This window comes from Desulfobacula phenolica (assembly GCF_900105645.1).
Taxonomy (GTDB): Bacteria; Desulfobacterota; Desulfobacteria; order Desulfobacterales; family Desulfobacteraceae; genus Desulfobacula; species Desulfobacula toluolica.
On sequence record NZ_FNLL01000008.1, the window covers coordinates 16,705 to 40,313 of the forward strand.

At 43.2% G+C, this 23,609-nt stretch carries 18 protein-coding genes and 1 pseudogene; 12 read left to right on the forward strand and 7 right to left on the reverse strand.

The annotated features are described in order from the left end of the window. Position 1: 1 nt before the first annotated feature. The 7 genes and pseudogenes from BLT94_RS13705 to BLT94_RS13730 form a co-directional block, all read right to left on the reverse strand. Positions 2–340 carry a hypothetical protein gene (locus BLT94_RS13705; protein WP_092235190.1) on the reverse strand — a complete coding sequence of 113 codons (339 nt, stop codon included), beginning with the start codon at positions 338–340 and terminating at the stop codon, positions 2–4. 284 nt (positions 341–624) lie between these two features. After that, positions 625–1,683, reverse strand: a complete 1,059-nt coding sequence (locus tag BLT94_RS13710; protein WP_092235193.1) for a hypothetical protein — start codon at positions 1,681–1,683, stop codon at positions 625–627. Further along, positions 1,673–3,256, reverse strand: coding sequence for an AAA family ATPase (locus BLT94_RS13715; protein ID WP_245743125.1), 1,584 nt, complete (start codon positions 3,254–3,256; stop codon positions 1,673–1,675). The genes BLT94_RS13710 and BLT94_RS13715 overlap by 11 nt, the downstream gene beginning before the upstream one ends. Before the next feature lie 15 nt (positions 3,257–3,271). Beyond that, positions 3,272–3,457: pseudogene (locus BLT94_RS22670) on the reverse strand (AAA family ATPase); the annotation flags it as partial. Positions 3,458–3,461: 4 nt separating this feature from the next. After that, positions 3,462–5,105, reverse strand: a complete 1,644-nt coding sequence (locus BLT94_RS13720) for a restriction endonuclease subunit S (protein WP_092235199.1) — start codon at positions 5,103–5,105, stop codon at positions 3,462–3,464. Beyond that, positions 5,105–7,501, reverse strand: coding sequence for a type I restriction-modification system subunit M (locus BLT94_RS13725; RefSeq protein WP_092235201.1), 2,397 nt, complete (start codon positions 7,499–7,501; stop codon positions 5,105–5,107). The genes BLT94_RS13720 and BLT94_RS13725 overlap by 1 nt, the downstream gene beginning before the upstream one ends. Positions 7,502–7,537: 36 nt before the next feature. After that, on the reverse strand, positions 7,538–10,276 hold the full coding sequence (locus BLT94_RS13730; RefSeq protein ID WP_092235204.1) for a type I restriction endonuclease subunit R: 2,739 nt from the start codon (positions 10,274–10,276) through the stop codon (positions 7,538–7,540). Between the two features lie 766 nt (positions 10,277–11,042). Here BLT94_RS13730 and peaA point away from each other — a divergent pair. The 12 genes from peaA to BLT94_RS13795 all read left to right on the forward strand — a co-directional run bounded on the left by peaA (position 11,043) and on the right by BLT94_RS13795 (position 23,594). Further along, a complete protein-coding gene (peaA, locus tag BLT94_RS13740) occupies positions 11,043–12,680 on the forward strand; it encodes a quinohemoprotein amine dehydrogenase subunit alpha (protein ID WP_092235210.1) in 1,638 nt (545 codons plus the stop codon). An 8-nt stretch (positions 12,681–12,688) separates the two neighbouring features. Beyond that, positions 12,689–14,146 carry a radical SAM/SPASM domain-containing protein gene (locus BLT94_RS13745; RefSeq protein ID WP_092235213.1) on the forward strand — a complete coding sequence of 486 codons (1,458 nt, stop codon included), beginning with the start codon at positions 12,689–12,691 and terminating at the stop codon, positions 14,144–14,146. A gap of 49 nt (positions 14,147–14,195) precedes the next feature. Further along, the gene (locus BLT94_RS13750; RefSeq protein WP_175530359.1) at positions 14,196–15,023 is read left to right on the forward strand and encodes a transporter; all 828 of its coding nucleotides are present in this window, start codon (positions 14,196–14,198) and stop codon (positions 15,021–15,023) included. A 58-nt stretch (positions 15,024–15,081) separates the two neighbouring features. Next, complete coding sequence (gene qhpC / locus BLT94_RS13755) at positions 15,082–15,405, forward strand: quinohemoprotein amine dehydrogenase subunit gamma (RefSeq protein WP_014956164.1); 324 nt, start codon at positions 15,082–15,084, stop codon at positions 15,403–15,405. A gap of 16 nt (positions 15,406–15,421) precedes the next feature. After that, on the forward strand, positions 15,422–16,462 hold the full coding sequence (locus tag BLT94_RS13760) for a hypothetical protein (RefSeq protein WP_092235218.1): 1,041 nt from the start codon (positions 15,422–15,424) through the stop codon (positions 16,460–16,462). A gap of 261 nt (positions 16,463–16,723) precedes the next feature. Then, positions 16,724–17,278, forward strand: a complete 555-nt coding sequence (locus tag BLT94_RS13765) for a NapC/NirT family cytochrome c (RefSeq protein WP_092235221.1) — start codon at positions 16,724–16,726, stop codon at positions 17,276–17,278. A gap of 24 nt (positions 17,279–17,302) precedes the next feature. Next, positions 17,303–18,181, forward strand: coding sequence for a hypothetical protein (locus BLT94_RS13770; RefSeq protein ID WP_092235223.1), 879 nt, complete (start codon positions 17,303–17,305; stop codon positions 18,179–18,181). Then, positions 18,178–19,215: a U32 family peptidase gene (locus BLT94_RS13775; RefSeq protein WP_092235225.1), complete on the forward strand. Its 1,038-nt coding sequence runs from the start codon at positions 18,178–18,180 to the stop codon at positions 19,213–19,215. Before BLT94_RS13770 ends, BLT94_RS13775 begins: the two co-directional genes overlap by 4 nt. After that, entirely contained in the window at positions 19,145–20,917 is a 1,773-nt protein-coding gene (locus BLT94_RS13780; RefSeq protein ID WP_092235228.1) for an ABC transporter ATP-binding protein, read from the forward strand. The genes BLT94_RS13775 and BLT94_RS13780 overlap by 71 nt, the downstream gene beginning before the upstream one ends. Beyond that, positions 20,907–21,590 carry a S8 family serine peptidase gene (locus tag BLT94_RS13785; RefSeq protein WP_092235231.1) on the forward strand — a complete coding sequence of 228 codons (684 nt, stop codon included), beginning with the start codon at positions 20,907–20,909 and terminating at the stop codon, positions 21,588–21,590. Before BLT94_RS13780 ends, BLT94_RS13785 begins: the two co-directional genes overlap by 11 nt. A gap of 31 nt (positions 21,591–21,621) precedes the next feature. Further along, on the forward strand, positions 21,622–23,340 hold the full coding sequence (locus BLT94_RS13790; protein WP_092235234.1) for an aldehyde ferredoxin oxidoreductase C-terminal domain-containing protein: 1,719 nt from the start codon (positions 21,622–21,624) through the stop codon (positions 23,338–23,340). Between the two features lie 14 nt (positions 23,341–23,354). After that, positions 23,355–23,594 carry a MoaD/ThiS family protein gene (locus BLT94_RS13795; RefSeq protein ID WP_092235236.1) on the forward strand — a complete coding sequence of 80 codons (240 nt, stop codon included), beginning with the start codon at positions 23,355–23,357 and terminating at the stop codon, positions 23,592–23,594. Positions 23,595–23,609 lie beyond the last annotated feature (15 nt).

A 23,609-nucleotide genomic window follows, 5' to 3' on the forward strand; every position in this document is an offset into this window, starting at 1 on the left:
TTTATTCCCCCTCCAAAATCGGCTTTAATATTTCAGGGAATTTTTCAAAAAAACGGTTCATTCGTTTGACTGTTTCACTATCCGGATCATTCCAACGGTTATGGAGTTCTGTTATTACCTGTTCTTTTTGATTGCCGAGGTCTGCTTTTAATGATTCCAATATTGAATTTTCTTCGTCACCTGCGATATCTTCGACAATCTTTTCAACACGATCTGTCAGGAGATACATTAAAGGTATTTTCGACCCGTAACTTATACCTGTGCCGAAAAGCCGATTTTGACTGCTTTGCAAGCTTAAAAACTGTTTTAACTTTTCCAGTTGATTATTAAATTTTTCCATAAATATCTCTTTTTAGATTGCCAGCGTTCGGTTAATCAGTTCAGGAATTGGAATATCAGTATTTTCAAATTTTTCGCTTTAACGCGGTGCTGATCGGTGTGCGGTGACCGGTCCAGCTCTTAGTTCCGGCGTAAGGCGCCGGGGATAGGGGGCTGGATGAAGTCAGCACTGCGTTCCTGGCGAAGCAGCCGCCAGGAACAAACAAAATCACCGGTTCGACCGGTGTATTTTTGTTGTTGGAGTTCGGTAAGGTGTCCCCCGAATTCCACATCCCGTAGAACTAATCAACCGAATTCTTCCCGAAGTTCATCAATTAATAACTCACAACCTTCTCCCGCTCTTTTCAAGTACCCGGCGTGAAGTATGCCTGAGTCCAAATGTCCTATTTCGCAGGCTTTGGATTCAGCCATCTCCATAAGTTTGTTTTCAAGATTTTCGAACTGGGCTCTTTTCAATTGTTTAATAGTTGTTCGAACAATGTGTGTTAATTTTTTTCTCCATCGATCTTCTAATCCAATGAGTTCATTGAAATTTTGAAGTCGTGTTTTTTCGGTGGGATCATCTGAATCAAGAAAAGGAAATATCTTTTGTCCACGATTTTCAAATCGAACTGTGTACCCTTTTGCAGATCGATAATAGGGGTGATACCAATTCAAAAACTGCTCTACTTGAGCAAAATCCAGTGGTGCTTTTTCACCTTTTCTTGCCCTTGAGTTGCAGGTTTTACAGATAGGCACTAAATTCCCAATATGTAGCGAAAGATCTGGGAATTCCTTTTTTGAATAAAAATGATCCACATCTGGATCACCCAAACTCCCATCACATAAAACGCAAACTCCAATTTCATTATCTTCAAAAAATGCATCTACAAAATATTTTCTATTAAACACAATTTCTTGGTTAACCGGATATCCATTATAAAATACAGGATCATAAAAAATTGAAAAAAAACCCCGATAAGATTTCTGAATAGTTTCATTCTTAACTTCATCAATTTTTCTAAGCAAATGAACAGCGTCAGCAGTCAAGTCATCAAAACTTTTTTCAATTGCTTGATTGTTGATGAAAATTTCAAAAATCAATTTTTTTTCATCAATTGTTGCATCGGCAATAATTTGTAAATGCTGGAGAAATGTTTTTTTGGGATTGTTAATTTTATCCTTTCGATTGCATAAACTTCGGAACCATTTTTCATTCGGTTCTGTCAATTGATTTGCCAAATATTCTATTGAGACTTGATTCTTTGAAACCTCTTCTGCACAGACCTTAGAAAGCAAATCATTTTGAAGTTGTCTTACCCAATTAAAATAATTTGAGCAGACCTGTTCAATTTTATAGAGCATTTAGTTTTCTCCAAATGGTTCTGAGTTCAGAGCGATGCAATCCAGGGCCTATTCGTTTGATAATCTTTTCTAATTCTTCCTTTTGGTCTGGAGTCCATTCTTTTTTTAATTGTTCATTTAGCCACTCCAAAGATCGCTTACCAATGCTATCGTCGGCATCAAAAATATTAATCATGATTTCGCTTGGATCTGCACCAAAGGTCGTTGATGTTATATTGCTGACATATGCGTTGCCATCCTCTTTTTTCAACAATTTTATTTCATCGTCAAAAACATCGGTCAAAGCAATACTTGAATGGGTGGAGATAATCACCTCATTTGTCTGATTCCCAAGGACTTCGTCAATAATAGATACAATCTCGCGTTTCCAAACATCATTAAAGTGACTTTCGGGTTCATCTAACAATAGGAGTGCATCATCTCTACCCTGCATCAGATAAAAGAGGGCCATTCGTCCTAAATAGACTTGTTCCCCATCTGAAAGTTCATCAAACAAAAGAATATCATCAGTGTGAGTGCTTTTAAGTGCAATCTGAACATCCTCAATAATGCCTTGCTGGTATAGACTCAAAAGCTGCTTAAAATGATCATAGGGTTGTCCTTTTTTCCCTCCCAGGAATTGTAAAAGCCCATCACCCACATACTCAAACGCATCCGTAGAGCCAAAATGAAGTTTCATGGCCTCATCATTGAGAGAACGTGCAAAATCGGCTGTATTTTTTGATTTCAAATCAAAAAATATTCGCCTTTTGGAACTGGGTTCTGGCTCTTTAATTGCGTCACTGGCAAAACCCAACATGGCTTGAAACAGGGAACTTTTAAAACTCCTTTCCATTTCAGACCAATCATCTGGGTTAAAATCTGCAGTGAATGAAATACAAACCGGCCACAGCCAACCAACCTGATGAAACAATCTTGGCAGACCCGGTTCTTTTTCTCGATCTGTTATCAACGTATTGTGACGAAGAATTTTATCTACAAAATTTTCATATTTGCGTAGTTCTTCCATGGATAAAGGCAATGAGACAGCAATGAGTGCGAATTTCAAAAGCAGCGGTGTAATAAATAAGCAGATTTCCTGATCGCTTTCCCTGCTGCTGAATTCTTCTTGGATTTTTTTTATTTCATGGATAGCATCCTGTTTTTCCTGTATTCCAGTTTGTCCTAAAAAATCAATTTCTTTTTGAAGCGTCCAACCAAAAGGGCGTTCTTGGCTTGTATCATAATCAGCAGCTTGGGACACAATATCCATACGGGAGTTGGAAGCTGAAGGTTCCAAGTAAAAGATGGACTCCCAAGGTGCTGTATGTCCAGAAGTATAGGCTAAAATCGTTCTTGGAAGCCCAACCCTTTTTCCGGGCCAATTACCATCTTTAATCAGTGGTTCCCAGTGCCCGTCGTCATGTATAGCTTTAGTGACTTCTGCCTGCCAATCACCAGTCCTGAATTCCGGAGGAAAAAGAATCCGGCTTGAGTTAGATTGCCACCATCCAGGACTACCCTGATCTCCGGGATTATCAAATAGTAGTGTTCTGGCCTGCTTCCCTTTGCCCAGCTCATAAATAAGGGTCACGGGAAAATTGGGTTTTTGCTGTCTTGCAAGACACAGGAATGTTTCTAATATGGCCTGCAAAAGATGCGTTTTACCGGAGCCATTGACACCCACAACAAACCGTATCGCACACTCACGGTGTAGCGGGGACTCAGCACTGAAAGAAATATCAATATCATTTAATGGTGGATAATTTTTAAGTGATAGATACCGTAATCGCATACCATCAACCTTTCGCCAAGTAATGTCTGTCTGCTACCTGACACAACTCTTCTTCACGAAACCCTCTAAATCCGGTGACATACTCGCCTTCGTGATTGTTTAGGCTAATTTTGGCAATAAGACCAAGACCTGCCAGTTGATTCAATGCCCGAAGAATTTTATCATCTGCATCTTCTAAATGTTCTATCGGGAAGGATTGCTCACGAAAAGATTCAAGGTCTTCCGAAGGGATCAAAGTGCCCTTCCATTCCCTTAAAGCTTTATATACAAAGCCTTGAAAGTCGCTTAATTGATCCATTAGCCAATGGCGCTTTTTCCGGGATAACCAGGGTCGTTCTTCAGGAATAGACAATTCTTTTGTAATTATCTTTTTTGAAATACCAAGCGCCTCATCTCTTTGTTCAGCAGCAGATCTTAATTCAGCTTGATTGTTTGAACGCCAATTACGTGTTAGCTCTCCTGAAAAAGCATGATGCAGCATTGTCTTTTTCAACAAATCAAATATGCTTATATTTTTTAAGGTTTTTGCTCTAATCTTTCTTATCTCATCAATTGCATTTGCAAATCGAATTTGCAATTTCATATCTGGTTTTGGCAACGCTAAACTTCCCAATTCAGTAGCATTAATATTTGCCATATTACCGGCCTGTTTAGCCATGTTGAATAATTTTTTCTTTCCATATTCACTATTTAATAGAGCCCAAACATATTCGGGAAGTAACCCCTCTTTTAAGCGCACCCGAATCAGATAAGACGCAAAAGAAAAATTTTTATAGTCTTTTTCTAAAAGACATGTTTTCCCAACCAATTCTTTTGAGTTTGTACGATTAAATAGAAGATCTCCTTTTTTTAAATTGTAGGGTTTGTTTTCATCTTCAGGTTTGTCGAAATATTTTAATTTTTCAATGTCTATCCATCCGTCCAAGGTTATATTACTCATACGAAATACAGGAATATCCCCATATTCAGCCACACTATCTGAACTCCCATATTGTGTTTCTTTGATATATTGACCGAGCCGGACTTCATTTTTAATACCATCATGGTTGAAATAATTACCGAAAAAGTTCCAAAATAAACTGGCTGTGATTTTTTTAAGAGACGTGTTTCTGTCATTTTTTAATTTTACAAACGCATCTACTTGTTTGCTTAAACCTACAATTTTTTCTTGTTCCAGAAGAGGCGGAAGCGGTATCTTTATAGTAGCTAATGTGGATTTCGAAATTTCTTTGAATGTAGTTCCCCAGGCCCTACTAATTAAAAACTTCTTTATTGCATTCAACCATATAGCTAAAAATTCATTACTCAATAGTTCTGAGTTGCAAATAAAATTTGCGAAACCTTGATTAGTGGCCATAGGTTTTAATGCTATAACTGCATTACCAATAGTAGCTCGACTGGTCATCAAGACTGCTCCAGCTGGGAGTAATTTAGCCGACGAATTCTTCAAACCTTCTTCAGAAATGTTTTCAGCAGAGTTTTCTATAAAGAGTCCTTCTATATTTGTTACATCAGTGGGTGTGACCCATGGGATATTTCCTATAAAATATTTCTTTTTAGAACGGCTTGGTGTTCCTCCGCCTACAATTTTACAAACTTCACTCAAAGCCACTTCTTTCCATAATCGTGGATACTCAATCAGTGGCATTATCGTGCCTCCACTATATCTAACAATGTATCAAGCCCCTCAATAATCTGTTGCTCCCTTTTCTTTAGTTCGGAAATCATTTCAGCAACGCTTTTATCACTTTTAATTGTTTCAAATGAAAATGGTTTGTACTGGCCTGCCGAAAGCTTCCAATTGTGGGCTTCAATGCAGTCAGGATCAAGTAAAGCCTCCTTTAATTTCCCCTTTTTGTCATACAGCTCAAGACTCTCAACATATTCCGGCCGAATCTTGTTATTCTCATCGTGACTTCCTTTTAGTTGACCGTCTTCACTTTCCCATTCATCGTTCTGCGCATATACCCGAACCGGAGCTGACCAGCATTTTGTTTCCTTTATTCCATCTTCGTTTTTTTGAACATCTATTGTACGAAGCATGACATCATAACCGTCCAGCTTGGCAAATTCCTTTGCGATTGTTTTAATTTGCTTTTTAAACTCATCTTCTGAAGATTTGGAAGGGGAAGACTTTTTACCCTTGATAATTTCCTGCAAGTTTAGTTCTGTCTCAGTCTCCAGTGTTTCTTTGAACATATTCTGGTATAATTGCCAGCCAAGCACTTCTTCCTGATCAAACAGATTTTTTATCCCTTTTGCAAAACATAGGGACCGAACTTTTTTGGCCCCCATATTAAGGGCTTTTTTTGCTTCCTTTTTTTTGTCAGCCACGTTTTTTGATGACATTTTCTCAGATATATCAGGAGTGGCAGACTTTAAAATATTTCCTACCAATTTTTTAATTAGCTTGGCTTGAGTCGCTTCAATAAGCTCACGAGCCTGAACAGGGTCAACCGGCAACCCAAACAATTCATGAATTCCGGCCACCCTATCTTTCCAATGCTGGAGTTCTTTTACATCTGCAAACACTGACATGGCTTGTTTATCAACAAATCGCCACCGTTCAGTGAAATATTGCGGCTGGAAATAAACCAGCTCATCAAAATTATTCTCATAGCGGTTTTTGAATTTTTTTATGACATCCCATAGATCATTGTTTTGCCCTTTTCGCTCATTTCGTTTAGCATCTAAGGTGTATGCTTCTTCTTCTACCTCATAAAACCAGACATTTTGGGTACGAGGAGGATTATTCGTGTTCCACTCTCTGGCATGCGCTTTAGCGGTTTCTTTTTGAAATACTAAAATAGAAGTTTTTACCCCGGTATAGGGTTGAAATGCACCGGCAGGAAGGGAAATAACGACTTCAACCAGATGCTCCGTTAGCAATTCACGGCGTAAGCTGGCATGGGCATCGGTATTCCCAAACAGAACACCTTCAGGGACTATAACAGTACAACGGCCTCCTACTTTGAGAAGATCTAACATCAACCAAACAAAAAGGAGTTCGCTTTTATTGGTGATGGCTAAAGAGGCCTTTTTCCCACTAGCCCCGGCTGCAGGGAATAAAGTACGCTCTAAATCTTCTTTATCCACTGAACCTGTAAACGGCGGATTGGCCAGGACACAGTCATAAGTTTCCGAGGCGATTAGATGTTTTGTTTTATCATCTTCTTTACGTTTTCCCAGGCTGTCCCGCTGGTGTATTTGAGGATTAGTGACCCCATGCAAAATCATATTCATCCAGCCGATACGCACCATGGTGCGGTCATTGTCGATACCCACATAATTTAATCCATTGAAAACCTCATCAAAGTCTTCAACCAGGCCGGCACCATCCGCCCTGTGGGGTGTTCCATCCCATTCGATTTTTAATGATTCTTCGGCGGTGTTATTTTTTAAGATATGATTCATGGCAGAAAACAAGAATCCACCAGTACCCGCAGCTGGATCAATTATCCTCATTCCCGGTTGTGGATCAAGGATTTCCACCAATGTTCGGATGATATGGCGGGGGGTTCTAAACTGACCGTTTTTACCGGCTGAAGATATTTCAGACAAGAGATACTCAAAAGTATCGCCCATAATATCATCACTGACACTTGATGCTTCTACATGGCCAAAGAGTTCATCAATCAATTTGACGGCATCTGCGAGAATGGCCCCTTTTCCAGGATCAAGCTGGAAATAGGCATCACTCATCCGACCACCTATAGTGGAAAGGTCAGATCCGTTTGTGTCTGCTTTTTCCATGATACTCTCCAACTGCCTGAGCCAAGGGAAAACCACATCAATGAGATGCTGAATATCATTGGATTGCTGCTTGATATAACTCCAGCGACACTCATCCCCTTTTTCATAATATTGGGGATCGTATATTGAATTCTTATTTTTAATAATCCGTTCTTCATCCAAGCCTTCCAACCTTTTTAGGAAAAGAAGATAGGTTATCTGCTCTATGGCTACCAGCGGGTTTGTAATCCCGGCTGTCCAAAATTTATTCCATAGCTTGTCTACTTTTTGTTTCAAATGTGGTGCGAGCATTTTTTCCTTTATCTAAATTATAAATATTTAATTTTTTTATGCGGCCTCTTCAGCCAGATGGTTTGCAAAATTGATAATTTCTTCTATTTCTTTTGGAGCAAATAGATTTTCAACTTGTCCTACTCTTGAAAGGGGTGGTTTGTATAACAATTCTTTTGATATCTTTGCATGCCGTAAAACTGCAGCACGGATGGCGCGTAGAAAATTTATCTGACTCGCACTCATAAATCCATGTGCGTGAATGAATTGTTCAAACGCTTGTTTGATCTGTTCTTCTCTGTCCGGGAGTTTTGAAATGTTTAAAATGTGTTTCATAAAATCCGGCAAATTCAATGTCGGCTGCTGATAGACTTCACGAAGGACATCTTCCGTAACAAAAAGGTCGATCTGATTAAGCGCTTCTGAGAGCATCAGAATATCTTCATCATTAAGTTGAGCCCCTTTTTTAAGTTTAATAAGAGCCGGTTGCTTATCAGCTATGTTTTTTATATGTGCTTCAACTTTTTCACGATAACTTTCAACAAAAGCACCTTCTCCTGAAGGGCCATATACAATCCAACGCCGGGTTGCAATATAATCGGATAAATTTAGTTCAATCATCTCTGCTTGTTGTGACTGTCGGAAACGCATGAGGGGGGCGAATACATCTTGCAACTCCTGCAGTCGTTGAAGATCAAGATTATCCCAGAAACCGGGAGTTAGTATCCAGGCTCGTTTTTCAGCTACAGCAGCCACCTCTCGAACATTTTCTGCAAGATTGCGTATGGAATCCTTTATTTTTTCAGAAAGCGCGGCTATTTTCTTAGTTTCACCATTCAGGTAGGCTACTGTTGTACGCTCTACCACAACACGGAACTGAATTTGAATAAATGAGTCGGCCCAATAATATCTCAATAGTGGCGCTATTGTTTGTGAAAGGTGTTGATCATTTTTTAAACTCGGTGAATACCAGGAATGAATCAACTCCTGTATTTCTTCCATATGCGGTCTGATATTTACATTTTCCATGGGCAAGGCCATTAACATTTTTTGCAAATCAGAAATGGTGTAGCTGTCATCCTCTTGTTTGCTCAAAAGAAGGGATCGTTTTTCAAGTCTTAATCGGAAAAGACTAACAGGTAAAGGTTCTGACGGGTGCTCTGTTTCTCCTTCTGGATTTAGTTGAAAATAATTAAAATTATTCCAGCAATCGATAATGAGAAAATTTGTTTTCTCTTTTCCGGTCAATGGATTTGTATACCTTCGTGTGCCACGGCCAATCATTTGCCAAAATTTAACCCGGCTAAACACAGGTTTTGCAAAAAGCAAAGTTTGGATTGTCGGTATATCAATCCCTGTATCAAGCATATCTATTGAAATTGCCACTCTGGGCATATCCTTAAATTTAAAATCATCAAGCGTATTTTCGGCCCTTTCCATATGGCTGTCTATAATTTCAGCCATACCTTTCCGTTGATATTCCGGGTACAATCGGTTGAAGCTTTCATACAGTCTTTTAGCGTGTGCATGACTTACAGCAAAAATAATTGCTTTATGTGGGAGGCCGAGAGAGTCTTTGCGGCATTTCTCCATGAATTCACGGACAATTGAGTTGATTGTTCCTGTATTGGTAACCTTTTTTTCTAAATCTGTTCCCTCAAAATTCAGTTCTTCCAGATCAAGCCCTTGTGTTTGCATTTGTTCCTGAATTTGAGTCGGGAGCTGGCCTGCTTTAATCCCTTTGACTTGAAAATTTGTCTGAGCCTGTAAAACTCTGTAACTTGCAAGATGTTCATCTAAGACTGCTTGTTCGAAGGAATAGTTAAATGTTGGTATGCCATCATCGCATTCAAACAATTGAAATGTATTGTGATCAATGAAATCCGTTGGCGTTGCGGTAAGACCTATTTGGAGGCTATCAAACCAATCAAAAATTGCTTTGTATCGATTATAAATCGAACGGTGGCTTTCATCTGCAACAATGACGTCATAATATCCAACAGATAGTTGTTCATAGACTTGCATCATACTGGGATAGGTTGATAGTTGTATCCTTGCTGCGGTTGGAATTTCCCCTCCCTCTACTCGGGCAATGCTCTCATTGGGCAAATGCTCTTTAAAGCTCCCAAGCGCCTGTCGAACTAACTCCCTTCTATCTGCAAGGAAAAGAACACGTTGGATACGTTTTGCCCTTAAAAGTATATCTATAACACTTATAATTGTACGTGTTTTCCCCGTACCAGTTGCCATCACAAGTAAAAATTTTCTATGGCTTTTCTCTACAGCCTCAGTAATCCTGCGAATGGCTTCCGTCTGATAATCACGCCCGGCAATGTCAGGGTTGGGGGCTATCTGAACAAGTGATTTCGAATAGTTTCTTTGGTGGACAAGGCGTTCTAAATCTTCTCTGTTATAAAACCCACTAATTTTTCGAGGTGGATAGTTTGGGCGATCCCAAAACTGTATTTCTTTACCATTTGTGAGAAAAATAAAAGGCTCAAATCCAAATTTTGCCTTTATTTGATCAGCATAATCTGCAGCCTGTCTTTTACCCGATAGCTCATCCCGGCTTGTTTTTTTCGCTTCTACAACAGCAATAGGTTTTCTGGTTCTATCAAGCAAAACATAATCAACAAATTCGCCTTTGATCTTATAGGGTGTACGATCTTCTCGAATCTCATGACCAGATCCCGTATAAAATTCTTCAATCAGAGTGTAGGAATCCATACTCCAACCGGCTTTGGCAAGTTGGATATCAATCAAATCCTGACGTGCCTGACTCTCTGTTAAAGACAAAAAACAATATTCCTTTAAAAGGTTAACCTAAATAAAAGCAACAATTTCCAGATTATAAAGCGTATTCAAACAATATCCCACGATATTGCAATCAGCTGATTAGGACTTGTATAAACAAATAAAATAATTGTAAAGAATAAATGTCCGTTTTTTTTGCTCAAGCGCTATCCGAAATAGAATAAATCCCTTTCCATTATTAAAAGCTTCTTTGAAGGCACCCGATGAAGCTTGATGCCTACCGTACCGTACTGATTTTAATCTTGGAAAAAGTCGGGATTTTTCTTTCCGAATTTCTTCAAGGTTTTGAGCCATTAATACCTTGGACGTTTTTGCGGACAATGCTTTTATAAATCAAAAAGATGAACCCTGTCCAAATTTTTGGACACCTCTTTGATTCAGCTTGAATTGCCTGTGTTTCGATGTGTTGCCGGGAATATCCGGCAACACATTTTTTTGTCTGTTTTTTTTAAAGGGGACTTAAAAATCCAAAAATATGGACTTTTCCCGCATCCTGTTCAAGAAACACAATTAAAACCCTTTGAATTTTATAGAAACAAGTCTTAACCGAATTTTGCACAAACAAAATCACATGATCTATTTTCCATATTTTCAGCAACTTGCCAAAAAGTCTTCCACCTCCTGCATCATCTATTTCATCAAGATGGCATACAACTTGTAATTACCCTTTTTCAGGCATGCTCAATAAAGATCTGGATCGGGTCTTTGATAAACTTTAATACGTTTTAATCTTAAGGAGAAAGGATTCATGAGAAAATTAATTCGATTAAGTACGATGTTCATCCTGCTGGGTATTTATCCACTTGCAGGATCTACCGTCTATGGAGATGTCTTATTTGGGGACACTTCCATGGTCAGGCAAAAATGTGCCGCCTGCCATAAGCCGGATACCAAAGGCCGCCTTGAAGTGATTGAAGAGACAAGAAAATCGACGGAAGAATGGAAAGTCGTGGTCGACCGGATGATCCGCCTGAACAGTGCGCCCCTGGAAGACGAAGAGTTCTACCCCGTCATAAAGGAGTTGAGTAAAACCCTTTGCCTTACCCCGGAAGAATCCGATGCCGTTGCGTATTTAAACAGTGATGAGAACAGCCAATACCGGGAAATTCCGAAAAATGACCTGGAAACAAGGATTTATACGGCCTGTGTCAGATGCCATACCTTTGGCAAGATCGCATCCCACAAAATGACAAAAGATCAATGGAATGAAAACAGGAACCTTCATCTTGGATACTATCCTACCGTCATTCCCCAGATGCGTGAAATGGACTGGTACAAGGAATCCGAAGCGCTGAATGAACCCCTGTCCAAATTATTTGCCTTTGACACCCCGGAGTATAAAAAATGGCTTAAAAACAGAAAAGACCAGGATCTGACAGGGCAGTGGAATGTGGCGGGATATCAGCCCGGTATGGGATATTATCAAGGAGTTTATACCATTGAGCCCAACCCGGCCAAGGGTGAAGACGAATATTTCATTGAAAAAAAGATTCAATACAAAAGCGGCCTCAATATTTCCACAAAGGGTGAAGGCACCCTTTTCAGTGAGTATCATTTAAGATATGCACTGGCGCCTACGCCTCTTACCGGAAGAGTCGAAGGCGTGTTTGATCTTAATGCCGACACAATGGGATTTAAGGGAAAATGGTGGACGGTTGTTCAGGATTCAAATGCCTATGGCAATGAAGCATTTTATAAAGCCGACAGTGCGCCAAAAATTATAGCTGCATTCCCACAGTCATTAAGGGTGCTTCCCGGCACGGAACAGACATTGACACTGGTGGGGGTTGGGCTTTCTGAAAATATTTCAAAAACCGACGTTCGATTTTCAGATCCCAACATCACCGTAACAAGCCTCGTAAAAACAAATTCTTCGGAACTGGTCTGCAATGTCATTGTGGCAGCCGGTGCCGCCACCGGCCTGGCCGATGTAAGCGTTAAAAAATTGAATTTCAAGGGTCTCAAGATTTTTGACAAGATAGATGCCATCAGCGTATCGCCCAAAATCGGACGGGCACGGGTCAGCAGCGGTGCCGCATATCCTCCCCAGGGCGTTCAGTTTGTTGCCAGGGGAATCAATTTTGGTGCGGATGGGAAACAAGGAACCTCGGATGACCTGGTTCTGGACCCTGTAACCGCCCGATGGGAACTGGAAGAAGAAAAAACCCGTGAAGACGATGATGATATGGCATATCTGAATGTACCGTTAATCAACGGACTTTACACCCCGACAACAACCTATGGTCCCATAAAGACAAGAAAACAGAACAGAGAAGGTGTTGGCCTCATTGCCGTAAATGCAATGTTTGAAGACCAGGGCAGACAACTTACGGACAGGGTCCGCCTTGCCGTGACGGTCCCGGATTATATAACTCACTTGAAATAGGATACGTCATGGAAATGATGAAAATTGCCGACCATAAAAGATTTCAGGCCAATGGGAATGAGTTTGTTTTTATGACACAGACCGGTTCCATATTTGAAATTGAAACCGGATCTGAAACACAGGCCGTTCTTAATCATGACATCAGTCAGCGCACGTTCACAAAACAAGACGTTTATTCCATTTTAAAAGGAACCCGGAGCGATAAAGACAGCTTATGGAACGATCTTGCAAAGAACCGGGTTCTGGCGCCACAAGAACTGCCTGAAAACAAACCCTTGCAACATTTTCCTGAGATTCCCTTAAAAACACTGGTGCTTCATGTGACGGAAGCCTGCAACCTGGGATGCCATTATTGCTATCACAATCCCGAAAACACAAACAAATCATTGGGTTTGAACAAAACACCGGATTTGTCAATGGAGTTTAAGGTGGCAAAAAAAGCAGTTGATTTTTTATTTGAGCATTCAAGGGGACTTGAGGAGCTTGTTCTGGTCTTTTTCGGGGGAGAACCCCTGCTCAATTTAAACCTCATTTCCAAAACCGTCACCTATGCAAATGAAAAAGCACGGGAAAACGCTAAAACCATCGAATATGCCATGACAACCAATGGCACGCTTTTAACGGATAAAGCCATACACTTCCTGAATGAAAACAAAATCGGCACCACGGTCAGCCTGGATGGGCTTGAAGCGGTGCATGATCGTTTCAGGCAGTTTCCTGACGGTTCTCCCTCCTATAAAGTCATCCTGCCGAAAATAAAAAAATTTCTCGGCAAAGAAAACCCGAAACCTGTGGTGGCCAGGGTAACGCTGGCAAAAGACGCAAAGGATATTTCAAGAACCCTTTACCATCTTCTGGGTCTTGGATTTTCAGAAGTCGGGTTTGCACCGGTCACGACCATGGATACGGATTTTCAACTGGATGCCCACCAGATGACGTCCTTACTTGAACAATTTGTACACCTGTCCGAGACATTCATAAACCTTGCCCTGAAAGATGAATTCCTGGGGTTCACCAATCTGGTTGACCTGCTGGTAACACTGCATGAGGGGGAAGTAAAACAATACCCTTGCGGCGCAGGTATCGGCATGTTTTCAGTTGATCCCAAAGGCGGTCTTTTCCTGTGCCAGAGACTGACCCATGATGATTCCGCCCGGATGGGGGATATCTTTGACGGCCTTGACCGGGAAAAGCTTGGAACATTCAGGCTGGACGCGGGACTGGACAAAAAAAGCGACTGCAAAGGATGCTGGGCCGCCTCCATCTGTGCAGGGGGGTGTTACCACGAGGCAAAAATCAGGGAAGGTGATCTATTGTTGCCCAATCTGCATTATTGTCAATGGATTAAAACCTGGATTGCCACAGGGCTGAATGTGTATGGCAGATTGATGAAACAAGCCCCCTCTTTTCTGGATAAACTTTCCATGCTCAGAGGGCATGAACCCTTGTTTAACCCGCTGGTTTGATCGGGTAAAAAGAACGGATAAACTCTTAACGGTTTGCAGGAGCAATTTAATGAAAAAACGATTAACGTGTTTATGCAGCATTTTATTTTTTATGGTAATCAGTACCATCTGTCAGGCAGATGTATTAGACCCTCTGGACAATAGTTCCGCGCCCGTGGGCACCAAAGTCCTTATCAACTATTTTGGCTATCAGCATCTGCCGGAATATGAAACCGAAGACGGCACCACAGTGGATATCGGCGTCGATGTTGCCTATGCCGCATTCAGACCCGTTTATTTTGCGGGAAAAGTATGGGGAAAAACCTGGGGGGTCAATGCCGTTGTCCCGTTTCTGGATATTGCCACCGATGGTGCAGACACTGCAACGGGTGTGGGAGATTTAGTGGTCGGCCCGTTTATCTTCCTGTATGAAAATTTCGAAGACCAGCTGTTTCTCTCTTTCTGGGAATTTGCCTATACCCCTACCGGTTCCGATGACGTCAGCAATGATTCCTGGTGGTTTCAACACCAGGTCGCCTTTGGCTGGTATCCCGGCCCATATTCCCTGGATGTCTGCTTAAATTACTGGCAAAAAGACGAGGATGCTGCTGGTGCCGATGTCTCGGATGCGATTGAGCTTGAGGCGGCGGTTGCCTATGCGGTTACGGAAAAGTTTCGTGTCGGGGTTCAGGCTGCCTGGTGGAAAGATTTTGACGATATTGAATCCGAGGGCGTCTCCCTTGACGGCACCCAGGGAGAAAATTTAAAACTGGGCTTTAACCTGGGCTACGCACTGCAGGAAAATCTCATGGTCAATTTGCGCTACATGCATGACGTAGAGTCTGAAGCTTTCACAAAAGGCTCCTGGACATATCTGCGGCTTGTTTACATTTTTTAATCCTGTCTCTTCGCAGAAAACTTTTTAACAAAAGCCAGGATTTAATAAGGAGAAATAAATGAAAAAAAAAGATCTCAAACCCATTAATAAAAAAGCAAAAAAAATTGAACATGAGGTCAAAGGCATGGCCGATGACAATATCATGACAGGTATGCCCATCGGATGCACCACGATTTTTGATACGGGCTGGGAAACAAACCCGCGTGCGGAAACCCCCATGAGCAACTGCCTGTCCAGCGCAAGAGACTTTACTGCCTGCTCCGGGTCCTGCTGGTGGCCGGCCCAGACACCTGACAGCGTCACCAATTTTCCTGATTTCCAGAATCAATGCCAGGCCATTGAGAAGGATTGGAGAAATTTGAATTTTGTGATCAAACGATAAAAAGGAGATACCACCAATGAGGCCGAATAAAAGCAAGATTGCACTGATATCCATCATCACCTTTATCCTGATGACCTTGGTTTCCCAGGGGGCCTGGGCAAAGGATTTTATTTATGCACCCATTTCAAATGGCCTGCAGATTATTGATTGTGACACCGACACCATCATCAAAACCATACCGTACAATGACACGATTCTTTCAGCAGCGTTTTCTCCGGACGGCAAACGATACTATTTGAATGCCGTACAGTCTGTATATGTCATTGACACGGCCACTGACAAATTGATAGACACCCTTTCTTTTTCCTCGGAATTGAGCAAGGTGTCCGTATTCGGGATAACGGTTTCCAATGACGGAAAAAAGCTCTACATGTGCTGTTCCATTACAAAGAAAAAACAGAATATTCCCAAGCTCAATGTTCTGCCGCCCCAGCTTGTGGCGTATGATATTGCCGGCAGAAAAATGGTAAAAAATTATCCTATCCCTGCCAGTTTCTCTTCACCCATCACCCTTATCAATGACCCGGACCATCTGGTTCTGGTAGGTCTGGATATCCTCAAAATCAACCTTAAAACCGGCAAAACAGAACAGATGATGGGGCTTTTAAACACTAAAAAACCCGAGGACATGAGAAATTCCCTGGTGGTCTGGCAGCCCGGCAGCCCCGGAGATCATGGCATTTTTGTAAACCCCTATTATGACGCACAGGGACTGGGGTACTTTATCATTGATAAAAATACCGGCAAATTGAGTCTTCTTCGGGGAAAAGATGTCTGGTTTGCCTACTCCAGCATATTGTCGCCGGATAAAAAATTCATCTATGCGGTTATGGATGAGCTGATAAAAGTGGATATGGCAACCGGCGAGACCGTCAAGGCCGTACCTTTGAAAACAGGCACCAATTACACGGTTGCCCTGACATCGGACGGCAAAAAGATTTATGTCGGTCCTGCCGGGCCGGATATCAGTGTGTATGATACAAAAACACTTGAACTGTTAAGCGTCATTCCGCTCATGGCAGACGGAGAGTATATGACCTGCTTCAACAAAAAATAGCGCATTTTAACACGGCACCAAGCCCTGTGATGCAAGATCAGCTTGAAGAACATTCCGGGAACCGTTCATGGATAATGGATAATAAACAAACGGTTTCCTGGAATGTCCCGGCCTGCAAAAGAGCATTAAAATACCGACGCATTAACGGCCATGGCAGATTGAGCTGCCACAACAAAAAATGAAAGAGTTTTGATTACAACTGGTTATAAGTTCTTTCATATAAACCGTGACAAGGCACTCTAAAAAGATTGGAATAAGACTATGAATATTATCAAACACTTAAAACAAAGCAAAAAAATAATCCTGATCATACTGCTGGCGACGATTCCTGTTGTCGGGTTCGGTGCCCACGAATTGTCCGTTGTGTATTTTCAGGATAAAACCTGTGTGGTCTGTCATGAAATGAAAGCGCCCATTGAAAACTGGAAAGCATCCGGCACGGCTAAAAATCATGGAAATTGTGCAGGATGCCATTTTGACAAAGGATTCAAGGGATGGATGGACATGAATAAATCCGCACTCAGGCTGTCTGTGGAACATTTCAAAAGAGATCCCAATGAGCCCATTAAACCCAAGGAAGAGCCGTTGTTCCTGGACGAAGGAAAGGAACCAGGATATTGGAGCCATGTGCCCAACAGCCGATGTTTCAGCTGCAAGAATGTGGAAAACCATAAAGAAAGCGATCAGGTCAGAATCCACAACAAACTGATCAAGAACGTTGCCTCCCAACCCTGCAAGGACTGCCATAACCATGAGATGAGAAAAGGGCAGAAGTTTTTTGAAAAAGTAAGCGCCCGGGAAAACCAGGCCGGTTGATTCAAGAGAAAAAAGGGGGTGAGCATGAAAGTGGCATGGCACATGACAAGGAACAGTGTAAAGGATTTTCCCCATGGTTTTATGCAGGAACTTAACACCATTTACGCAGAAACAAGTTCGGAAGACCTTTATTGGGATGAGGCCCGGTCCTCTTTAGACCGTATTTATGTGGGAGATGAATTTTGCCCGACCCGGTTGCCGACCCCGCAGGAACTGTCTTGTTTGTGCGGGTTTACAGAACAAAAAAATCTATCTCTCACCCTTTTAACACCGGTTCTGACAGACCAGGGGATTGAACACTGCACGCCGTTGTTTGACAGATTAAACCAATGGAACCCAGAAGCCGAGGTGGTGGTCAATGATTTAGGGGTGTTGTTTTTCCTGAAAAAACAATATCCAAATTTTCAACTCTCCATGGGCAGACTTTTCAACAGGGGATTTAAAGATCCCCGGCTCAAAGATAAAGATTTTGCAGCTTCAGAAGAAATGGGAGGACTTTTAAACGACTGCTCATTTCGCCACGAAAACCTTCAGGTTCTGGCGGAAAATCTTGGCGTTCACCGGCTTGAACAGGATCTTCTGCCCTATGCAGACCCTGGATTTGTCACCCCGTCCAGACTCAAGACAGCGGTATATTTTCCTTTTGGATATGTCACCACGGGCAGGGTCTGTTTTACCGCCGGGTTGAACCAGACCCCCGGCAATCGGTTCAGACTCGCGGGCAAATGTTCGTCTCCATGCGCCACGCAAAGTCTTTTACTGAAACATTCAAATCTTGCCTTTAAACTGTTTCAGAACGGCAATACCATCTTTTATCAGTACACCCCTGCCATGCTCAGGTCTTTGTTTGAAAATGCCCGGCACCATGGATTACGTCTGGTTTATCAGGGAGGACTTCTATGAAAATTATCACGCCCATAAGCAATGTCTCAGAACTTGACATGCTCCTGCACAACGGCGCGGACGAGCTGTATTGCGGCCTTCGGACTCCTGAATGGGATGAGATCTTCGGGAAGGGGTTATGGATGAACCGCAGGAGTCCCCAACAGGCAAATCTATCGTCATGGGAAGACCTGGAAAAAATCACAACCGCAGCTCACAACAAATCCGTCAAGGTAAGCATCACCTTGAATGCCTCCTTTTACCCTGAAAAAGGCATTGCCTGTATTTTAAACCTGTGTGATCAAATTGTGAACCAGGCTTGTGTGGATGCCTTGATTGTATCGGATTTAAATCTTTTGATAGCGCTTTCAAAAGAAAAACTGCCGGTCCGGATTCATCTGTCCAGCCTGGGAAGTTGCTTTAATTCTCATTCAATCGACTTTTACCGTTCTCTTGGCGTCGACAGGATCATCCTGCCGCGCCAGTTAACACTGCCGGAAATCAAATCCATTGTTCAAGCAAATGCGGATAAAATGGAATTTGAAGTGTTTGCCTTAAATGACGGGTGCTATTTTGAAGAAGGGTTCTGCCAGACCAGTCATACATTGGGTGCGTTCTGCCTTACGGACTGGGAAATCGAAGCCTCCAGCTCTTTAAAAACCGGTCCCTTAAAAGTTGGCTCCTTAAAAACCGGCCCCTTAAAAAAAAACCGGTCTTTTTCCAAAAACCTGGACGACTGCATGACGCATTACAAAGAATTTCTCTGGTTTCAGAACAACTGCGGATCAAGCTTTCAAAAAGACGGTCTTCCCAATGGCCCCTGCAGTCTTTGCGGATTCGGTCATTTCAGGGACTGGGGAGTGACGGCTGTAAAAATCGTGGGGAGGGAAGCCTCGTTTCATAGAAAGATGGGAAGCCTGCAGATGGTCAAGGCTGTGCGGGATAAAACCAGGAATCATACCCAAAACAACAGGATAAAAGATTATGCAAGAGATCTGCGCCAAACCCCTGAATACTGCGACAGTGGATACATGTGCTACTTTAGAGAAGCCTGAGCAAGAAAAACCATTTTTCAGCCAGATCAGATATCTGGGGGCCTATCTTGCCCCTCACAAACAGGTGTTGATTTTTTCCCTTTTCTTGAGCACCATCAGTACCGTGCTGGGGATGGTACAGCCCTATTTTGCCAAGATTCTCATTGACCGGGTCTTTCTTGGCAACCAGCCGCAATTTTTATTTTCCATCCTGGCTGCCCTGATTGCCCTTCTCATCATCAGCTTCGGGATCAGGGTGGGTAACGGCTATATCTATACAAGATATTCTGCGAAAATTCTTTTTTTAATGAGAGAAGACCTGTTTGATCATCTTCAAAAAATATCCCTGACGTTTTTCTCTAAAAAAAAATTAGGGGATATCTATTCAAGGATTGCATCGGATATGGCAGACATCCAGGCCCTGGTCACGGACATCCTTCCCCGGTATGTGTTTGACTTTTTAACCTGCCTGATTTCAGGCGTCATCCTGTTCAGCCTGAACTGGAAAATGGCCTTGATGAGCCTGGTGTTTCTGCCCTTTGCCGTGATCATTGTGCAAAAGCTTAAACCCAGACTGTTCAGCCTTTCCAATGATGTTGCCAAAAGCAATGCCGATATTGCTCATTTCTTGTTTGAGTCTCTTTCCAACACCGCTGTCATACGGGCGTTCGGTGCGGAAAAAACAGAATCGGACAAATTAAAGGACAAGCAGTCGGCTGTCCTGACATTCCTTTTAAAATACCAGGTCCTTGGTGCTGTATCCGGTTCCGTGTCCACGGCCTTCGGTATTGTGAACTCCCTGATTGTTTTTGGATACGGGGGATGGCAGGTCCTGGAGGGTCAGCTGACCGTTGGCAGCCTGGTGGCGTTTTCAGTTTACCAGGGACGGGTCTTTGGTCCATTGCAGGGGCTTTTAGACGGTGTTCTGTCGTTGCAAAAATCCAAGGTCGCCATCAAAAGGGTCAGAGAAATTTTGGACATCCCCCCCTGTTTTGATGACACCGGCGACACCATACTGACCAAAGCCCAGATGAAACAGGATATCTGTGTGAATGGGGTCGGTTTTTCCTATGACAAGAACACCCGGATTTTGAACAACACCTCCTTTACACTTCCTTCAGGAAAAACCACAGCACTGGTGGGGCCAAGCGGTGTCGGCAAAACCACTCTGTGCCACCTTTTATTAAGGCTGTTCAATCCTGACGCCGGAACCATCACCTGGGCCGGGCAGGATTTTAAAACCTTTGATAAAACCTGGTTTAGAAAACAAGTTGCCATGGTGTCCCAGGAAACCTTTCTGTTCCACGCCTCCATACTTGAAAACATCCGGTTTTTCAAACCAGAAGCCTCCCAAGAAGAGATTGAAAAAGCAGCAGAAGCAGCCCAGATAGACGATTTTATTCAATCGCTGCCCCGGGGATATGACACCCTGATCGGGGACAGGGGCACACGGCTTTCAGGCGGCCAGAAGCAGCGGCTCAGTATTGCCAGGGCCATACTGCTCAACCCAAAGGTGTTAATCATGGATGAAGCCACTGCCTTTCTGGATGTAAAGGTGGAAAACCAAATAAAACAGACGCTCAAGGAATTGATGAAAGACAAAACCATCCTTCTGGTGAGCCATCGGGCATCTTCCATTGAAAACGCCCATAAAATCATTATCCTGGATGAAAACGGCATTTCATACCAGGGACCTGCAAAGGAGTTGACCCATGAATCCTGATATCGCGATTATTGACAGCGGCGTCAACCCTCACCATTTCCATGTGCAGACCGTTTCCGGCGGACACGGGTATGGGGTCGATTCAAAGGGGCAAATTGAAAAAACCCGTGATTTTAAGGACGAAATCGGTCATGGCACGGCAATTTGCGGCATTATCCGGCAAAAGGCCCCTTTTGCAGACCTGTATGCCATTAAAATTTTTCACCGCGATCTTACCGCATCAGCCTCAAGTTTGATTGAGGCCCTGAAATGGGCCATAGACAAACCGTTTAAGATCATCCACCTGAGTCTGGGTGTGGAAAACGAAGCGCTTGCTCAGAATTTAAAGCCCTTGTGCCAAAAAGCCCATGATAGGAATATACTTATTCTGGCTTCGGCAAGGGGACCTGAGGACAGAATATTTCCCGCGTTTTTTCAAACCGTTATTGGTGTGTATTGGAACCATGACTGCGACAAAGACCAGATGGTATTTCATCCTGAATCAAAAATTGAATTTGGTGCCCATGGCCTGCCAAGAGCAATACCCGGGATGCCCCAGGAACAAAACTTTCGGGGCAACAGCTTTGCCGTAGCCCATGTTACGGCAAAAGCAGCGCAATTGATGAAACATCACCCTGATAAAAATATTTTCCAGATAAAAAAACAACTGGCAGCGGCTGCCGAAACCATTTAATCAACTTATTCTCAAATAAAGGGGAACAGATATGAAATTTATTAATGTCAACATGACCGAAAAATCCATCAATTTGAATGACGTTCCACAGCAATACCTGGGGCTTGGCGGCAGAGGACTTACCTCAACAATGATAAATGCGGAGGTTCCACCAACATGTGATCCCCTTGGGCCCGACAACAAACTGATCATTGCACCCGGTGTCTTGAGCGGAACCAGTCTGGTCAATACCAGCCGGGTGTCCATTGGCGCGAAAAGCCCTTTGACAGGCGGCATAAAGGAAAGCAACGCCGGAGGCACCACCGGCGCTGCCCTGGGACATCTGGGCATTACAGCCATTATCATTGAGGGCCAGGCAAATGATGACGAATTGTATATTTTAAGAATTGACCACCAGGGAACGGCAAGTCTCATCCCGGCAAATGAATATAAAGGGATGAGAACCTATCCCCTCACACAAACCCTGCTTAAAACCTACGGGGAAAAATCCTCGATTCTGGTCATTGGCCCGGCAGGTGAATACCAATTGACATCCGCCTCCATCCAGGCCTCGGATGTGGATGGCCGCCCCTGCCGGGCAGCCGGTCGTGGCGGGATGGGAGCGGGGATGGGGGCAAAAAGATTAAAGGCGATTGTCATTGACAGCCAGGGAAAAAAAACCGATGCCATTGCCGACCCCCAGGCTTTTAAAGAAGCGGCAAAAGCCTTTGCCCGGGCTGTCAAAGCCCACCCCTTGACCGGGCAGATGCTGCCTGCCCTGGGAACAGCCGGTCTGGTAGCCCCTGTCAATTCCATGGGGGCTTTCCCCAGTCTCAATGCCACAACAGGCGTGATGGAAGGCTGGGAAAAAATCAGTGGGGAAGCACTTGCCGAACTGAATAAAAAAAGAGGTGGTAACAATACCCATTTAGGGTGTTCGCAATGCATTATCCGGTGTTCAAATGAATTTGTAGATAAAAAGGGAGAGTTTGTCACCTCTTCCCTTGAATATGAAACCATCTGGTCAATGGGTGGAATGACCGGCATTGACGATCTGGATATCATTGCCCGGCTGGACAGGCTTTGTGATGATATGGGGGTTGATACCATGAACACGGGGGTGGGCATAGGCGTTGCCATGGATGCCGGAAAAATAAAGTTTGGCGATGGAGAAGCCGCCATTGACATAGTCGAACAGATCGGCCTGGGTACGGAACTGGGAAAAATACTGGGAAACGGCCCGGATGCCGTGGGCAAACATTTCAATCACCACAGGGTGCCCACCGTCAAGGGCCAAAGCATTGCCGCCTATGACCCCCGGGGCATGCAGGGAAATGCGGTTACCTATGCCACCTCCCCCATGGGAGCGGATCATACTGCCGGGAATGTCGTGGGAGAATATATGGCCGGGAACCTTGATCCCTTGAAACCCGAAGGCCAGATCGAAGCATCCAGGAACACGCAGATTGCCATGGCAGCGTTGGATTGTACAGGCCTGTGCCTGCTGGCAAGCTTTGCCTTGACCACACCGGAGGGAGCAGAGGCGTTTTTAAATGTCATGAATGCCAAATTCGGCGCCCAGCTCGACCCGGACGATATCCCGGCCCTTGGCGTCAGGGTGTTAAAACAAGAATTGGAATTTAACCATAAGGCCGGATTAACCAGTGAGGATGACCGATTACCTGAATTCTTTTATAAAGAACCGCTTTTACCGCACAATAAAGTCGTTTTAATCAGTCCTGAAGAGATGGACACGGCTTTAAATTTTTAACTGGATGATATCAATTGAAGATCAGGATTAAATTATTCGGCACCCTGGGTCAAAATTTTCCGGGGTATGATTCTTTAAAGAGTATGGATGTGAATATTCCGGATGATGCAAGGGTTAACGACCTACTTGCTCATCTGGGTATTCCGGATACAAGCAACTATCTTGTCATCATGAACAAAACAATTGCCAAATCAACAGACCGGTTGATCCATGGGGCAACCCTGCATATTTTTCAGGCCATGGCCGGCGGATAATGCTTATACCAATCC

Bases quoted from the DNA above. Each gene is read 5' to 3' on its own strand.
- BLT94_RS13775 (WP_092235225.1), top strand. From the start codon at position 18,178: ATGAAAATTATCACGCCCATAAGCAATGTCTCAGAACTTGACATGCTC.
- BLT94_RS13770 (WP_092235223.1), top strand. From the start codon at position 17,303: ATGAAAGTGGCATGGCACATGACAAGGAACAGTGTAAAGGATTTTCCC.
- BLT94_RS13725 (WP_092235201.1), bottom strand. From the start codon at position 7,501: ATGCTCGCACCACATTTGAAACAAAAAGTAGACAAGCTATGGAATAAA.
- BLT94_RS13745 (WP_092235213.1), top strand. From the start codon at position 12,689: ATGGAAATGATGAAAATTGCCGACCATAAAAGATTTCAGGCCAATGGG.
- BLT94_RS13765 (WP_092235221.1), top strand. From the start codon at position 16,724: ATGAATATTATCAAACACTTAAAACAAAGCAAAAAAATAATCCTGATC.
- BLT94_RS13780 (WP_092235228.1), top strand. From the start codon at position 19,145: ATGCAAGAGATCTGCGCCAAACCCCTGAATACTGCGACAGTGGATACA.
- BLT94_RS13705 (WP_092235190.1), bottom strand. From the start codon at position 340: ATGGAAAAATTTAATAATCAACTGGAAAAGTTAAAACAGTTTTTAAGC.
- BLT94_RS13750 (WP_175530359.1), top strand. From the start codon at position 14,196: ATGAAAAAACGATTAACGTGTTTATGCAGCATTTTATTTTTTATGGTA.
- BLT94_RS13785 (WP_092235231.1), top strand. From the start codon at position 20,907: ATGAATCCTGATATCGCGATTATTGACAGCGGCGTCAACCCTCACCAT.
- BLT94_RS13720 (WP_092235199.1), bottom strand. From the start codon at position 5,105: ATGCCACTGATTGAGTATCCACGATTATGGAAAGAAGTGGCTTTGAGT.
- BLT94_RS13760 (WP_092235218.1), top strand. From the start codon at position 15,422: ATGAGGCCGAATAAAAGCAAGATTGCACTGATATCCATCATCACCTTT.
- qhpC (WP_014956164.1), top strand. From the start codon at position 15,082: ATGAAAAAAAAAGATCTCAAACCCATTAATAAAAAAGCAAAAAAAATT.
- peaA (WP_092235210.1), top strand. From the start codon at position 11,043: ATGAGAAAATTAATTCGATTAAGTACGATGTTCATCCTGCTGGGTATT.
- BLT94_RS13790 (WP_092235234.1), top strand. From the start codon at position 21,622: ATGAAATTTATTAATGTCAACATGACCGAAAAATCCATCAATTTGAAT.
- BLT94_RS13710 (WP_092235193.1), bottom strand. From the start codon at position 1,683: ATGCTCTATAAAATTGAACAGGTCTGCTCAAATTATTTTAATTGGGTA.